The organism is Pseudomonas sp. GL_091, from assembly GCF_057837725.1.
Window position 1 is genome coordinate 3,433,422 of sequence record NZ_CM174451.1, and the last position, 15,770, is coordinate 3,449,191.

Here is a 15,770-nt window from a genome sequence, read left to right on the forward strand (position 1 = left end):
TGCCTTGAAGAACATCCTTTCCCGACTCACGACGGTGGCGGTGGTCCTGCTGGCCTTCATCCTGGGGTGGTTCGCCTGGGAGCATTACACCCGCGCGCCCTGGACCCGGGATGCCCGGGTGCGTGCCGATGTGGTGACCTTGTCCGCCGATGTTTCGGGGCGAATCGTCAGTCTGGCCGTGCAGGACAACCAACATGTGAATCAAGGCCAGGCGCTGCTGGAGATCGATCCGGCGCGTTACATCCTGGCGGTGGAGCATGCCAAACGCGCGGTAGAGGTGGCGAAAGCCTCGCTCGGGCAGGCCCAGGCGACCATTACCGCCAGCGAAGCCTTGCTCAAACAACGTCAGAGCGAGGAGCAGCGCCGGCGCACGCTCAAGGATCGTTCGGCGATTTCCGGTGAAGAGTGGGAAAAGGCCAACACCGATGTGTCGGTGGCCCAGGCTGACTTGCTGCGTAATCAGGCCAATCTGGTGTTGGCCCAGGCCAATGTGCAACTGGCCATCGCGGCGTTGACCCAGTCCGAGCTCGATTTGCAGCGTACCCACGTCGTTTCGCCGGTGACCGGCTATGTCACCAATCTGTTGACCCGGGAGGGCGACTATGCCACGGCCGGCGGTCCATTGCTGGCGCTGGTGGACAGCGACTCGTTCTATGTCAGCGGTTACTTTGAGGAAACCAAGTTGCCGCGGATCGGAGAAGGCGACCGGGTCAAGATCGAGTTGATGAGTGGCGAAACGTTCGGCGGCAAAGTGCAGAGCATTGCCTTCGCCATTGCCGACCGGGAAAACCTGCCCGGTGGCCGCCTGCTGGCCAACATCAACCCCAGTTACACCTGGATCAAACTGGCGCAGCGGGTGCCGGTGCGGATCGAGATCGATGCCGACTATGCGGGTAAAAACAACCTGAGGGCGGGGACCACGGCCACTGTGACCGTCGAAGAACACCGCTAACCCCTGTAGGAGCGAGCCTGCTCGCGACAAACCCGATGACGACGAGGCGAATCAGGTTTGTCGCGTCATCGTTGACGTCCATCGCGAGCAGGCTCGCTCCTACAAGGGGCAGGCGGTGTTTTTGAGAGGAAAAAAAGCCCCGCGACCGAATGAGACGCAGGGCAAAGAAATTGGTTGGTTGCGGCCAACCAAAGGAGCACTTCAACACATCGGGTTAATTGCTCGCGACCGTCTCCGGCTGCCAGCCGCCACCGAGGGCCTTGTAGATCGCGACGATGCCTCGATACAGGTCGACTTCGGCCTGGGCCTGGGTGTCTTCGGCCGCCAGGCGTTCCCGCTGGGCATCGAGCAACACGAGGAAATCGGCCGTGCCTTCGCGGTAGCGGATTTCCGCCAGGTCGGCAGCCGAGCGGCTGGACTCGCTCTGGCGAATCAACGAGATCAAGCGCTGCTGGCGTTTGCCGTAGTCGCTGAAGGCGTTTTCCGATTCTTCCAGGGCCAGCAACACTTGCTGCTCGTAGGTCGCCAGGGCGCCTTCGGCATCGGCGTCGGCTCCGCGCAACCGGGCCTTGACACTGCCCAGGTCAAACGCTGCCCAAGTGATGCTCGGGCCCAGTGCCCAGGCGTTGGCCGCCGAGGAACCGATCTGCGAACCGCGCCCGGCCGTAAAGCCAAGGAAGCCACTGAGGCTGACCCGTGGGAACAGATCAGCCTTGGCCACGCCGATACGTGCCGTGGCCGACGCCAATTGGCGCTCGGCACTGCGAATGTCCGGACGGCGTTGCAACAATTCACCCGGATCACCGATCGGCAATGCCTTGGCGATCGCCGGCAGGTCTTTCGGGCTCAGGTCCACGGTCAGCTTGTCCGGACGTTCACCCAGCAGGGTGGCGATACGGTTTTTCTGCCGAACCTGTTCGGCCTGCAGTTGTGGCACGCTGGCTTCAACCGACGCCAGTCGCGCATCGGCGCGCTCCACATCGAGCTGATCGCCGACGCCGGCATCACGCAGGCTGACAGTGATCTTGCGCGACTCCTGCTGATTCTGCAGGTTGGCCAGTGCGATCTTTTCCCTCAGCTGCGCGCCGCGCAGTTGACCGTAGGAATCCACCAGTTCGGCAATCATGGTGACTTGCAGCTGGTACAGATCGGCCTCGAACGCCTGTTGCTCGGCGTTGGCCGACTCCAGGTTGCGCTGGATGCGGCCGAACAGATCAATTTCCCAGGCCATGTCCAGGCCCAGGTCATAGCGTTCAGTGTTGACCCGGTCGGTGCTCTGGCCCGGAATCTGGCCTTTGCCCAGGTCACTGCTGACGCGGCTGGTGATGGTCGGCATGGCGTCGTTGCTGACGTCGTCGCGGATCGCCCGTGCGGCTTTCCAGCGGGCGAAGGCGACGCGCAAATCACGGTTGCCTTGCAGGGATTGCGTCACCAGCTGGTTGAGGGTCGGGTCTTCGAACTGCTGCCACCAGATGCCTTCGAAACGCGAACGGTCAAAGTTCTTCTGGCCGGCGGCGCCATCGGTGACGGCCGTGATGTGGGCCGGCTCGGTGGTTGGCGTCTTGTAGTCCGGGCCCACGGCACAGGCACTCAGGGCCAGTACCAGCAGGCTCGGCAGGAAGGCTTTCAAACTCATCAGTGCGACTCCAGCTTCAGGGCGGCCTTGGCGGCTTTACGCGCTTGGCCGCGCTCGACAAAGTTACGAATCAATACGTAGAACACTGGCGTCAGCAACAGACCGAAGAAGGTCACCCCGAGCATCCCGGAGAACACCGCTACACCCATGGCGTGGCGCATTTCGGCACCGGCACCGCTGGAGAACACCAGGGGCACAACGCCCATGATGAACGCGAAGGAGGTCATCAGGATCGGCCGCAGACGCAGGCGGCAAGCTTCCAGGACCGCCGCCAGCGGGTTGAGGCCTTCCAGCTGTTTGTCCTTGGCAAACTCGACGATCAGGATCGCGTTCTTACAGGCCAGGCCCACCAATACGATCAAACCGATCTGGGTAAAGATGTTGTTGTCGCCACCGGAAGCGATCACACCGGTGATGGCCGACAGCAGGGTCATCGGTACGATCAGGATCACCGCCAGCGGCAGGCTCCAGCTTTCGTACTGGGCCGCCAGTACCAGGAACGCCAGCAGCACACAGAGCGGGAACACGAACAGCGCGGTGTTGCCGGACAGGATCTGCTGGTAGGTCAGGTCAGTCCATTCGTAGGTCATGCCGTTGGGCAGTTCTTCCTTGAGCAGTTTCTCGATGGCTTTTTCGGCCTGGCCGGAGCTGTAGCCGGGGGCGGCGGCACCGTTGATTTCAGCAGTGATGAAGCCGTTGTAGTGCATCACGCGGTCGGGACCTGAGGTGTCGCTGACCTTGATGAAGGTCGCCAGCGGAATCATCTCGCCCTTGTTATTGCGCACTTTCAGCTGGCCGATCTGGTCCGACTCGAGGCGGAACTGTTGCTCGGCCTGAACGTTGACCTGATAGGTGCGACCGAAGCGGTTGAAGTCGTTGGCATACAGCGAACCCAGGTAGATCTGCAGGGTGTCGAAGATGTCGCTGACGGCCACGCCGTGGGTCTTGGCTTTTTCCCGATCGATGGCGGCATCGACCTGGGGCACGTTCACCGTGTAGCTGGTGAACAGGCCGGCCAGTTCCGGCACGTTGTGGCTCTTGTTGATGATGTTCATGGTTTCCTTGTACAGCTCTTCGTAGCCCAGGTTGCCCCGGTCTTCGATCTGCAGGCGGAAACCACCGATGGTGCCCAGGCCTTGTACCGGCGGCGGCGGGAAGATCGCCATGTAGGCTTCCTGAATGTTCGCGTATTGGCCGTTCAAGGCACCGGCAATCGCACCGGCGGACATGCTCGGGTCTTTACGTTCGTCGAACGGTTTCAGGGTCACGAACACGATGCCGGCGTTCGGGCTGTTGGTGAAGCCGTTGATCGACAGGCCAGGGAAGGCCACGGCACTTTCCACGCCAGGCTGTTTCAGGGCCAGGTCGGACATGCGCTTGATCACGTCTTCGGTGCGGTCCAGGCTCGAGGCATCCGGCAGTTGCGCGAAGGCCACCAGGTATTGCTTGTCCTGGCCCGGTACGAAACCGGTCGGAGTGCTGGAGAAGCCGAAGAAGGTCAGGACCATCAGGCCGGCATACAGCAGCAGGGCGATACCGCTGGAGCGGATCACGCGGGCAACGGTGCCGACATAACCATGGCTGGCCTTTTCAAAGAAGCGGTTGAACGGACGGAACAGCCAGCCACCGAAAATCTTGTCCAGCACCTTGGAGAAACGGTCTTTCGACGCGTCATGGCCCTTGAGCAATACCGCGGCCAGAGCCGGCGACAGGGTCAGGGAGTTGAAGGCCGAGATCACCGTGGAAATCGCGATGGTCAAGGCGAATTGCTTGTAGAACTGGCCGGTCAGACCGGAGATGAACGCCGCCGGAACAAACACCGCACACAGCACCAGCGCCGTCGCAATGATCGGACCTGTCACTTCACGCATGGCGCGTTTGGTGGCTTCAACCGGGGTCAATCCAAGCTCGATGTTCCGCTCGACGTTCTCCACCACCACGATGGCGTCGTCCACCACGATACCGATCGCCAATACCAGGCCGAACAGCGACAAGGCGTTGAGCGAGAAACCAAACAGATGCATCACGGCAAAGGTACCGATCAGCGATACCGGCACCGCCACCAATGGAATGATCGAGGCACGCCAGGTTTGCAGGAACAGGATCACCACCAGCACCACGAGGATCAGCGCTTCGAAAAGGGTATGAACCACCGCCTCGATGGAGCCGCGCACGAAGATCGTCGGGTCATAGACGATGCTGAAGTCCATGCCTTCGGGGAAACTCTTCTTCAGTTCGGCCATTTTGGCCCGGACTTCATTGGAGATTTCGATGGCGTTGGAACCCGGACGCTGGAAGATCGGGATCGCCACCGCCGGCTGGTTGTTCAGCAACGAACGCAGGGCGTATTGGCTGGAGCCCAGCTCGACGCGGGCGATGTCCTTGAGGCGAGTGATTTCACCGTTGTCGCCAGAGCGAATGATAATGTTCTCGAACTCTTCCTCGGACACCAGACGGCCCTGAGTGTTGACCGACAACTGGAATGCCGTGGCATTCGGTGCCGGAGGTGCACCCAGTGCGCCGGCCGCCACTTGACGGTTCTGTTCACGAATAGCGGTGACCACATCGGTCGCGGTCAGGTTGCGCGAAGCAGTCTTGTTCGGGTCGAGCCACACCCGCAGCGAGTAATCGCCCATGCCGAACAACTGGACATCACCGACACCGCCCAGGCGCGCCAGCTCATCCTTGATGTTGAGCAGGGCGTAGTTGGACAGGTACAGCATGTCGTAGCGTTTGTCCGGCGAGGTCAAGTGCACCACCATCGTCAGGTCGGGCGACGCCTTGTCCACGGTGATACCGATGCGCGTCACTTCCTCGGGAAGTTTCGGCTCGGTCCGGGTCACACGGTTCTGTACCTGCACCTGGGCGTTGTCCAGGTCGGTACCCAGGGCGAAGGTGATGGTCAGGGTGATCTTGCCGTCAGCGGTGGATTGCGAGGACATGTACAGCATGTTCTCGACGCCGGTGATGGCTTGCTCCAGCGGAGCGGCCACGGTTTCGCCGATGACTTTCGGGTTGGCACCCGGGAAGTTGGCGCGGACCACCACGGTCGGCGGCACCACTTCCGGGTATTCGCTGATCGGCAGCTGGAACAGCGAGATCGCACCGGCGATCAGGATCAGCAGCGACAGCACCGCTGCGAAGATCGGCCGCGAAATGAAGAATTGGGAAAAATTCATCGTAAAAATCCCTTAACCGCGTGGGGTCGTGGCAGCCAGTTTCACAGCCGTACCCGGCGCAACCTTGGCAGGCGCGACTTGGGGCAGGTTGCTGGCTTCCAGCGCTTGGCGTTGTTGTGCGAGTGCCGCGAGGGTTTGTTCACTGGCCATCGGAATCACTTCAGGGGTGACCGGTGAACCAGGACGTACCCGTTGCAAACCCTTGACGATGATGGTGTCGTCCTTGTTCAGGCCGTTGCGCACGATGCGCAGACCTTCGATCTTCGGACCCAGCTCCACCGCGCGGTAGGCGGTCTTGTTGTCGCCATCCATCACCAGCACGAACTTCTTGCCCAGGTCAGTGCCGACCGCTTCATCGTTGATCAGCATGGCGCTGTAGGTGCCGCTGCCCACCAGTTTCAGGCGTGCATACAGGCCCGGGGTGTAGCTGCCATCGCTGTTGTCGAACACGGCGCGCCCACGGATGGTGCCGGTCTTCGGGTTGACCTGGTTGTCGACGAAGTTCATCACGCCCTGGTGCGGGTTGCCGTCCTCGTTGGACAGGCCCATGTAGACCGGGGTGGTGGCGCCGCGTTTGCCCTGGCGAGCGAGCTCCGTGTACTTGAGGAACACACGTTCGTCCGCGTCGAAGTAGGCGTACACCTTGTCGGTGGAAACGACGCTGGTCAGTGGCGTGGTATCGGCGGTCACCAGGTTGCCGGCGGTGATTTCCGCACGGCTGACGCGGCCGCTGATCGGTGCGGTGACGCGGGTGAAGCTCAGGTTCAGCTTGGCCAGATCCAGTTGCGCTTGCAGGGCACCGACGGCGGCGCGGGCTTCCTGGGCGGCGCTGGTACGCGAGTCGGCCAGTTCGGCGGAAATGGCGTTGCTGGTACGCAGACGCTCACCGCGCTGGGCTTCGTTTTCGCTACGGGTGGCATTGGCGCGCGATTGTGCAACCAGGGCTTCGAGGCGGCGGACCTCAGCCTGGAACGGACGCGGGTCGATCTGGAACAGCAGGTCGCCTTTCTTGACCAGGGCGCCTTCAGTGAACGCCACTTCATCGATCTGGCCGGAGACCCGTGGACGAATCTCGACGGTTTCCGGCGCTTCGAGGCGGCCGGTGAATTCGTCCCACTCGTTGACCGGTTGTTCCAGCACCTTGGCCACGCTGACCTTGGCTGCTGGCATGCTGGCGGCGGTTTCCGGGGCCTTGCCGCAAGCGCTGATCACCACTACGGCCAACAAAGCCAACGGGAAGCGCAAATGTTTGAGTGACTGTTCCATGGATGCATCCGCCAATGTGTTGAGATTGGCGAATGATGCGCGGCGGGTTTGTATCTCACGAATCGAATGGGGCGAAGGTAACTATCATTCGGAATGATATGAGACCCAAGCCAGCCCTCTAGCCTGCGCCTTGCGTTCGGTCGTGATCAACTGGACTGATGACAATTGTGTGTTGCATTGGATGCAATAGTTTGGCGGGAGCCCGAGGTGCGGCCATCGCGAGCAGGCTCGCTCCTACAGGAGGTTTGTGAGCACCCTGAGCCCAATGTAGGAGCGAGCCTGCTCGCGATAGGGCCAGAAGCCCTCATGCAAAAACAGGATCAGGCCAGACTGTCCGGATCCCCAAAAAACATCTGAATCCGCGAGCGCAACCAGCGCTCCCCCGGATCGTTATCCTGCGACCCGCGCCAAGCCATGTGCAGTTCGAAACTGCGCACCGGCAACGGCGGATCTTCGGCCCGCACACCGCCCGCGGCAGTCAGTGCATCGGCGGTGTAATCCGGCACCGTAGCCACGATGTCAGTACCCGCGAGCAGAGTGCTCAGGCCGTTGAACTGCGGCACTGCGAGCACCACATGCCGTTTGCGCCCGAGCTTTTCCAGTTCTTCATCAATGAAGCCGCTGAGGTCGCCGGCGAACGACACCAGGGCATGAGGGCGGGCGCAGTAATCATCCAGGCTCAACGGCCCCGGCACGGTGTCGGCGCGCAACAGCTTCGGCTGGCTGCGGCGCAGTACCTTGCGCTTGGCGTTGGCCGGCAGGTCGGTGGTGTAGCTGACGCCAATGGATATCTCGCCGGATGCCAGCAACCCCGGCATCAGGATGTAGTTGACCCTGCGCACCACCAGCACAATCCCCGGCGATTCGGCACGCAGGCGCTTGAGCAGCATTGGCAGCAAGGCGAACTCGACATCGTCCGAAAGGCCGATGCGGAACACGGCGGTACTTGTGGCAGGATCGAACTCGGCGGCACGGCTGACGGCGGTGGAAATTGAATCCAGTGCCGGCGAGAGCAGGGCGAAGATCTCTACCGCCCTGGCGGACGGCTCCATGCTGCGGCCGGTACGCACAAACAATGGGTCATCGAACAAGCCGCGCAGGCGCGAGAGCGCCGCACTGATGGCTGGCTGGCCGAGGAACAGTTTTTCCGCAGCACGGGTCACGCTGCGTTCGTGCATCAATGTTTCGAAAACGATCAACAGGTTCAGGTCGACACGACGCAGGTCATTACGATTCATCTGGAGTCCTGGCAGAGTCAGCAAACTTGACGTGGGCGGCCATATGAGAACAATGGCCAGCAGGAATATTACGGGGAAAGGCTGGTACTCTGCACCGGGTAATTCAGATTTCCTGCAAAGGCAGCTCCAGTTTCGTACGACATTTGACGATGTTGCCGCTGCTGCGGAATCAATGACAGGCATGTCGACTATTAATAGCCACAGATAGTGTTGGGTTGAAAGCCCAGCTAGAGTTCAAGGCATTAGAGGTTCATTTGGCGAGGTTTGCGATGTCCCGCACGATCCGTTTTCACAAGTTTGGTCCAGCCGAGGTGCTCAAATGCGAAGAGCATGCGGCGGCTCTGCCTGCACCGGGCGAAGTGCAGGTGCGCGTCGAGGCGATCGGCATCAGTTGGTATGACACCCTTTGGCGCCAGAACCTGGCCTCGTCCCATGCCCGACTGCCATCAGGCCTTGGTCAGGAGATGGCCGGTATCGTCACCGCTGTCGGTGATGGCGTCGATGACCTGGAAGTCGGTGACAAGGTTGCCAGTTTTCCGGCCCAAAGCCCGAACGACTACCCGGTTTACGGCGAACAGATCGTTCTGCCGCGCTCGGCGGTCACCCGTTATCCGGACATTCTCAGCCCGATTGAAGCCAGCGTGCACTACACGCCGTTGTTGATTGCCTATTTCGCCTATGCGGATCTGGCACGGGTCAAACCCGGGCAGTTTGCCCTGGTGACCGACGCCAGCCATTGCGCCGGACCTTCGTTCGTACAACTGGGCAAGGCCTTGGGTGTTCGAGTGATTGCCGCAACCAAGTCAGCAGAAGAGCGTGAGTACCTGCTGTCGCTGGGGGCCGAGAAAGTCATCGTTACCGAGGAAGAAGATCTGCTGATGCGGGTCAACAAAATCACCGATAACCGCGGCGTGGATGTGGTGTTCGATGGTTTGGGCGGTCCGCAGATGTCGTTGCTTGGCGATGTGCTGGCACCTCGCGGCAGCCTGGTGCTGTACGGCCTGCAAGGTGGCAACCAGACGCCTTTCCCGGCCTGCGCAGCGTTCCAGAAGAATATTCAGTTCTTCGTGCACTGCATCGGCAACTTCACTGGCAAGCCGGAACTGGGCATCACCCAGGACCAGGTCGCACTGCAACGTGCCTTGCGCGACATCAATCAGCTGACCGCCGACCGCGTTCTGCTGCCGCTCAAGACTCGGGTCTTCCCGTTTGCCGAGTTTGTCGAAGCACACCGCTACATGGACGAATGTCCGTGTCGCGAACGGGTCGCGCTGCAGGTCGAACCGGCGTAATACTTACCCGAGAGCCCTCCAAGAGTCCGTGCCCACACGGACTCTTTCGTTTCAGCCTCCGAAACCCGTCGATCCGCAGGCCGGTCCAGCAACTGAACTGGTTTTTGCTCGTAATCTGTAGCTTCTAATCAGCCACTAAGCCCTGATAATTGAATGATTACTTTCATCTCAAGGAATGAGTCATGGCTGAGTGTCAGGCTGAAACTTTTCAATGTGCGCCATCGGTGCAAATCTCCAAATTAGTTTGTTGTTGTTTAGTTGCCAAAAACACAGCGACAACTTCCTTCTTTATTTCTTGTATTAAGTGTCTGTGGGACTTTGTCGGACATTTCCTAGGACTCCGCTTTCAATCGGGTAAACCCCTGCCAGCCGGGCGCTACAGCCTTGCCTTCGTCGTTAAACCGAGGAGGCGCTGCGATCGTTTCAAATGATTTCAAGAAAATTCAAGTGTTAGCATTTGGCAATAAAGTCCATGACTCCATTCGTGCAGACAGTCCAACGGGATTTGCTGTCTGCGCGATGTTGAACTTACGAGTATCAGGTAAATAACGATGACCAGCATCCATGACCAAGCGATGAACTATGTCTATCAACAAGTGCTGCAGCGATTGCTGGGTTTTTTCTCCCGTGCCGAACGCACTGCATTGCAATTGTTGATTCAGCGTCTGGCGGTAGCGGCGGGGGGTATGGAGCGCATTGGCGATTACAAGGTGCTGGCGATCCAGTCCGGGGCCCGTGACAACTGCTACACCTTGGCGCTGCTGCGTGCTGCGCAGTTGACCATTGCCACTCGGTCGCCGGCGACATTCCAGTTGCGCATAGCCTCGTTGCGGTTGAACGGGGCAAACGGCGCGGCCATGGAAAACATGCACCGGACCAACAGCGCATTGTTTGTCTATGACGATCCCCGGGTCGAGGTGTTGATGGTCGATGATCGGGAAGTCTTGCCGTTCAACCCCCTGACGCTGATCTCCGACGCCGGTCGCGAGTACAGTCGCCTGAACCTGCTGCTGATCGGCCATCGCCGGGAGTGGCGGGATGGGTTCGACCTGTGGGATGACGGTTATCTGGCCACGGGAGAGTTCTATGGACAAATCGCCCGCTGGGACGGTGGTGTCGACGCGTTGCTCATCAGTGACACGCCGCGTCAGCAGAAGCAGTTCATCGACGGTTTGAAGCGTGCCGCCACCAAGGCAGGGCTCAAGCCTTCGCCCGCGGGCGAGGCCGGTTATGCGGGATTGTTTGCATTGCTCGATGAACTGGGCAGCGACTGTTATCACGCGTTCTACGCCGATTACGGCCAGGCCCCGTGGCGCCCGCAAGAGCGCTTTGAGACCTGTCGTCGTACGGCCTGCATCGACATTCACGACCTGCTGGTCAGCAACCTGGAAGAGCGCTGGCCATTGCTGACTGAGTTTCTCCGGTTCCAGCCGGACGAACTGTCCGCGCAGATCAGCGACAACGAATTCGTCAGCCCGTTGATCTCGGCGCACGTCAGGGGGTTGCAGGCGTGCTACGTACAGGGCCGCAATTACGAGTCCGGCATTGCGCAATACCTGCAACGCGCTTTGGTGATGATGCGCCGCAAGCACTTGCCCGAGCGTTTGTGCGAGCAGGCCATCGAGGTCTTCGGCAACCCGGCGACACTGACCGAGCAGCGCGCCCGAGCGGCGGCCGAAGCGCAAAAGAACCTGGGCCTGAGCGAAGCACAGCTGGTGTGCCTGCTTTTTTCTCCTTTCATCGAAAAAGGTGCGGGGCTTGAGCGTTTCCTGCGTCAGTGCCATCCCGGCATGCTGGTGGCCATGCCCGAGTTGCATCGGGCCATGCAGGGGCATCCGGTCGCCGAACAGATCATGCAATGGATGATTGATGTCAGCGGATTGCCCGTCAGCCTGATTGGCCAGCTTTATCGCATGGCGTGGACGCCCGCAAGCGCTGGCGGGGCGCCTGAAGCACCCATCCAGAGGGGCGCGTCGCAAAATACTGCGGGCGATCCTGACGCCGGCATCACGTTGGTGGATGAATGGTCAGCGGGTCACTGAGCGTGGGCGGATTTTCAGCCAGTGCGGTTGGCCTTCGCCCATGAAAGGTCCACGAGAAACGGATTTTGCCTATCAGGCGGTTTATCGATACCTGGTCAGCCTGATCAACGAGTCTGAAGGGGATTCGCGCATCCGCCTGCCGTCGCTGCGGCATCTGGCGGAACGTCTCAATGTGTCGATCTCGACCATTCAGTACGCCTATTCGCTGCTGGAGAAAGAAGGGCGCGTCTATTCGGTGGCCAAGTCCGGTTACTACGCATTGCCAGTGTCCTCGATCAACCTGCAGGACAGCGGCAGCGATCTGCTGGAAGCCGTCTATGTCAATGCCAGGCGCCCGGGGATGCTGGTCCTGAGCACCGATGAACCGGCGTTGCTGCAGCCGCTCGACAGTCCTTTGTTGCTTTTGGAGCGAGAGCTGCTGCGCCAGTATCCCCGCCAGCCGCAGTCGCCTTCGCAACCCTGCGGCGAGCTCGAATTGCGCACCGCCCTGGCAGCCCGCTACACCACGTCTCCCATGCGTTACTGGCACGCCGATGATGTCTATATCGGCGCCGACCTTCGCGGTGTACTGGAAATCCTGATCGCCGTGCTGGGCTTGAAAGATGCCACAGTGGTGGTCGAATCGCCGTGCGACTGGACGATCCTGCGTTTGTTTCAAGCCGCCTGCGTGCGGGTGATTGAATTGCCTGTGCAAGCCGATGGCTGCCTGGATCCGGAACGGCTCAACATGCTGCTGGATACCGAACCGGTAAGGTTGGTGATGCTTTCATCGGCCCTGAATATGCCCCGCGGCAGCCTGGCGCCTGACGAAAACAGGCAGGCCATTGCCCGGCTTTTGGCCGCGCATGACAGTTGGGTGCTGGAGAACGACTGTTATGGCGAACTCGGATTCGACCTGGGCGGCGTGCGCTTTCGCGACTTGCTGGACCCTCAACGGCTGATGGTGTTTTCCACGTTCGAGAAAATCATCGGGCCTGAAGCGCCCTATGGTTATCTGCTATCAAGGCATTTGAGCGCTGAACTGCAACGGCACTTTCTGCTGCGTTCCTTCCGTCTCTCGCCGATTCGCCAGAAAGCCATCGCCCGTTTGTACAGCAGCGGTCGCATTGATCAGCACCTGCAGGTGCTGCGGCGGTTACTCAAGGAGCGCAAGAGTCAAATGACCCTGCTATTGCAGGAGCGATTGGGAGATGCCTTGCATTTCGTCGAGCCTGAAGGCGGAGCAACGATCTGGGTGTGCTCGTTGCGTCGGGTCAATGTCCGTCGTGTGTTCCAGCGCCTGCTGGCCCATCAAGTGGTCATCGCGCCGGGCGAACTGTTCAGCCTTCACGGTCTGCACGGACAGCATTTGCGCTTGAGTCATACCTTCGGCGGCGATCACAATCTGGCTGTCGCACTTGGCTTGTTGGGGGATGCGCTGCGACTGGAATCGATCGAGTGAGTGAGACAAAAAATAACACCCTTGACTCCGTTGGATCGATCCCATCGCCTTGTGGTGAAACTGCCAGTAAACTGCGACCCAATTCCTGAACCACTCTATTCCAGAGGTTTTGCATGACACTCAGTCCTTTTGCGGGTAAACCGGCACCGGCAGAATTGTTGGTCGACATCCCGCGACTGGTAACGGCCTATTACACCGGCCAGCCTGATGCTGCGATTTCGACCCAGCGCGTTGCCTTCGGCACGTCCGGGCACCGGGGCAGTTCGTTCGACTTGAGTTTCAACGAATGGCACGTGCTGGCGATCAGCCAGGCGATCTGCCTGTACCGCGAAGCTCAAGGCATCGATGGCCCGCTGTTTGTCGGTATCGACACCCACGCGCTGTCCACACCGGCCGGCGCCAGCGCCCTCGAAGTGCTGGCGGCCAACGGCGTGACCGTGATGATTGCCGCTGGCGACGAGTACACGCCGACACCGGCCATTTCCCATGCGATTCTCTGCTACAACAGCGGTCGCACCACAGGCCTGGCCGACGGCATTGTCATCACGCCGTCCCACAACCCGCCGCAAAGCGGTGGCTACAAGTACAACCCAACCAACGGTGGTCCGGCCGATACCCACATCACCAAGTGGATCGAAGCCAAGGCCAACGAACTGCTGGCCAACAAGCTCGCTGGCGTCAAGCGCATCAGCTACGAGCAGGCACTGAAGGCCAGCACCACCCATCGTCACGATTACCTCAATACCTATGTCGCCGACCTGATCAACGTGATCGACTTCGACGCCATCCGCGATGCCAAGCTGCACCTGGGTGTCGATCCGCTGGGTGGAGCGGGGGTGCGCTACTGGTCGGCGATTGCCGAGCATTACCGCCTGGACCTGGATGTGGTGAACAAAGAGGTCGACCCGACCTTCCGTTTCATGACCGTCGACTGGGACGGCCAGATCCGCATGGACCCATCGTCCAGCCACGCCATGCAAGGCCTGATCGGCTTGAAAGAACGCTTCGACGTGGCGTTTGCCTGCGATCCGGATCACGACCGCCATGGCATCGTCACGCCGTCCGGTGGTTTGCTGGCGCCGAACAACTACCTTGCCGTTGCCATCGACTACCTGTTCCAGAACCGTCCGCAATGGCGCGCCGATGCTGCCGTGGGTAAAACCGTGGTCAGCAGCGGCTTGATCGATCGCGTGGCCAAGCGCCTGGGTCGCCGCCTGTACGAAGTGCCGGTCGGTTTCAAATGGTTTGCCGACGGCCTGTTCGATGGCTCTTTGGGGTTCGGCGGCGAAGAAAGCGCCGGTGCCTCGTTCCTGCGCAAGGACGGCGGCGTCTGGAGCACCGACAAGGACGGTTTGATTCCGGCCCTGCTGGCCGCCGAGATGACTGCCCGGACCGGTCGCGACCCGAGCCAGGCGTATCGTGCCTTGACCGACGAACTGGGTGAGCCGTTCTCGGTGCGGGTCGACGCCAAGGCCAATCCGGAGCAGAAAGCACTGTTGAGCAAGCTGTCGCCACAACAGGTCACCTCGACCCAACTGGCCGGCGAGCCGATCCAGAGCATCCTCAGCCACGCACCGGGCAATGACCAGGCCATTGGCGGTCTCAAGGTCATGACCGAGAACGGCTGGTTCGCGGCACGGCCGTCGGGCACGGAAGACATCTACAAGATCTACGCCGAAAGCTTTGTCAGCGACGACCACCTCAAGCAACTGGTGGCCGAGGCGCAAACGCTGGTGGATGGTGCCATTTCCGCGAAGTGATCGCAGGCACTGTGGCGAGGGGGCAAGCCCCCTCGCCACAAAGGATTTCAAGCATCGAAAAAAGGGGTGACCAATACGGTCGCCCCTTTTTTGCAATTGCGCTCAGCAGATCAAGCCAGGTCCACCAGAACGATCTCGCTGTCCTCGATGGCAGTCACTCGCAAAACCTGCTCATCGGCAACCGCGACACCATCTCGAGCTTGTGCACGCAAGCCATTGACTTCAATGACCCCGGTGGCCGGCACCAGGTACGCACGACGCCCCTTGTCCAGCGGGTATTCGGCGGACTCGCCGGCCTTCAGGTTAGCCGCTACCAGCCGGGCATCGGCGCGGATACGCAAGCTCTGATCGTCGCCTTCCTTGCCGCTGGCCAGGGTGACAAAACCTTCGCGGTTGCCCTTCGGGAACGGCTTGGCGCCCCAGGACGGGGCCAGGCCAGACTCGTTCGGGATGATCCAGATCTGGAAAATCCTGGTCGGCGTGGCTTCCAGGTTGAACTCGCTGTGGGCGATCCCGGTACCGGCACTCATGACCTGGACGTCACCGGCTTCGGTCCGGCCCTTGTTGCCAAGGTTGTCCTGGTGGGTAATGGCGCCTTCGCGGACATAGGTGATGATTTCCATGTCACGGTGCGGGTGTTGCGGGAAACCGGTGCCGGGAGCGATCACGTCGTCGTTCCAGACCCGCAGGTTGCCCCAGTTCATGCGCTTGGGATCGTAGTATTCGGCGAACGAAAAATGGTGGTGAGCATCCAACCAGCCGTGGTGAGCGCCGCCGAGCGAGTTGAAAGGTCTGAGTTCAAGCATGATCGTCTCCAGAAAAGGTTCGTCATGGGGCCAGGTGCCTGAGCCACGAAGCGAGACCGGTGAGTGATGACGGCAATCATCCAACAGGCAACAATCGATAAAAAGCGTAAAAAATGCAGCATTCCCATCGAATTGTTTGATGTTAAATAACCTGAAAA

The 15,770-nt window shown here is 60.4% G+C and carries 10 protein-coding genes; 5 read left to right on the forward strand and 5 right to left on the reverse strand.

What is annotated here, in order from left to right:
* Window positions 1–4: 4 nt before the first annotated feature.
* Window positions 5–952, forward strand: a complete 948-nt coding sequence (locus AC3ITY_RS15710) for an HlyD family secretion protein (RefSeq protein ID WP_489310530.1) — start codon at window positions 5–7, stop codon at window positions 950–952.
* Between the two features lie 214 nt (window positions 953–1,166).
* On the opposite strand, the gene AC3ITY_RS15715 is transcribed toward AC3ITY_RS15710, so the two are convergent.
* From AC3ITY_RS15715 to AC3ITY_RS15730, 4 genes are all read right to left on the reverse strand, one after another.
* Window positions 1,167–2,588 (reverse strand): efflux transporter outer membrane subunit, encoded by a 1,422-nt coding sequence (locus AC3ITY_RS15715; RefSeq protein WP_489310532.1) that lies wholly within the window; start codon window positions 2,586–2,588, stop codon window positions 1,167–1,169.
* On the reverse strand, window positions 2,588–5,767 hold the full coding sequence (locus tag AC3ITY_RS15720; RefSeq protein ID WP_489310534.1) for an efflux RND transporter permease subunit: 3,180 nt from the start codon (window positions 5,765–5,767) through the stop codon (window positions 2,588–2,590). Before AC3ITY_RS15720 ends, AC3ITY_RS15715 begins: the two co-directional genes overlap by 1 nt.
* Window positions 5,768–5,779: 12 nt before the next feature.
* On the reverse strand, window positions 5,780–7,033 hold the full coding sequence (mexE, locus tag AC3ITY_RS15725) for a multidrug efflux RND transporter periplasmic adaptor subunit MexE (RefSeq protein WP_223453876.1): 1,254 nt from the start codon (window positions 7,031–7,033) through the stop codon (window positions 5,780–5,782).
* A gap of 320 nt (window positions 7,034–7,353) precedes the next feature.
* Window positions 7,354–8,271, reverse strand: a complete 918-nt coding sequence (locus tag AC3ITY_RS15730; RefSeq protein WP_090455287.1) for a LysR family transcriptional regulator — start codon at window positions 8,269–8,271, stop codon at window positions 7,354–7,356.
* Window positions 8,272–8,540: 269 nt separating this feature from the next.
* Here AC3ITY_RS15730 and AC3ITY_RS15735 point away from each other — a divergent pair, with 269 nt between their 5' ends.
* From AC3ITY_RS15735 to pgm, 4 genes are all read left to right on the forward strand, one after another.
* Complete coding sequence (locus AC3ITY_RS15735) at window positions 8,541–9,563, forward strand: zinc-dependent alcohol dehydrogenase family protein (RefSeq protein WP_489310537.1); 1,023 nt, start codon at window positions 8,541–8,543, stop codon at window positions 9,561–9,563.
* Window positions 9,564–10,114: 551 nt separating this feature from the next.
* Window positions 10,115–11,605, forward strand: coding sequence for a hypothetical protein (locus AC3ITY_RS15740; RefSeq protein WP_489310539.1), 1,491 nt, complete (start codon window positions 10,115–10,117; stop codon window positions 11,603–11,605).
* 40 nt (window positions 11,606–11,645) lie between these two features.
* Window positions 11,646–13,046 carry an aminotransferase-like domain-containing protein gene (locus AC3ITY_RS15745; RefSeq protein WP_489310541.1) on the forward strand — a complete coding sequence of 467 codons (1,401 nt, stop codon included), beginning with the start codon at window positions 11,646–11,648 and terminating at the stop codon, window positions 13,044–13,046.
* 113 nt (window positions 13,047–13,159) lie between these two features.
* Window positions 13,160–14,806, forward strand: a complete 1,647-nt coding sequence (gene pgm, locus AC3ITY_RS15750) for a phosphoglucomutase (alpha-D-glucose-1,6-bisphosphate-dependent) (RefSeq protein WP_489310543.1) — start codon at window positions 13,160–13,162, stop codon at window positions 14,804–14,806.
* 110 nt (window positions 14,807–14,916) lie between these two features.
* Here the strand turns inward: pgm and AC3ITY_RS15755 are convergent, their stop codons facing one another.
* Entirely contained in the window at window positions 14,917–15,612 is a 696-nt protein-coding gene (locus AC3ITY_RS15755) for a pirin family protein (RefSeq protein ID WP_489310545.1), read from the reverse strand.
* Window positions 15,613–15,770 lie beyond the last annotated feature (158 nt).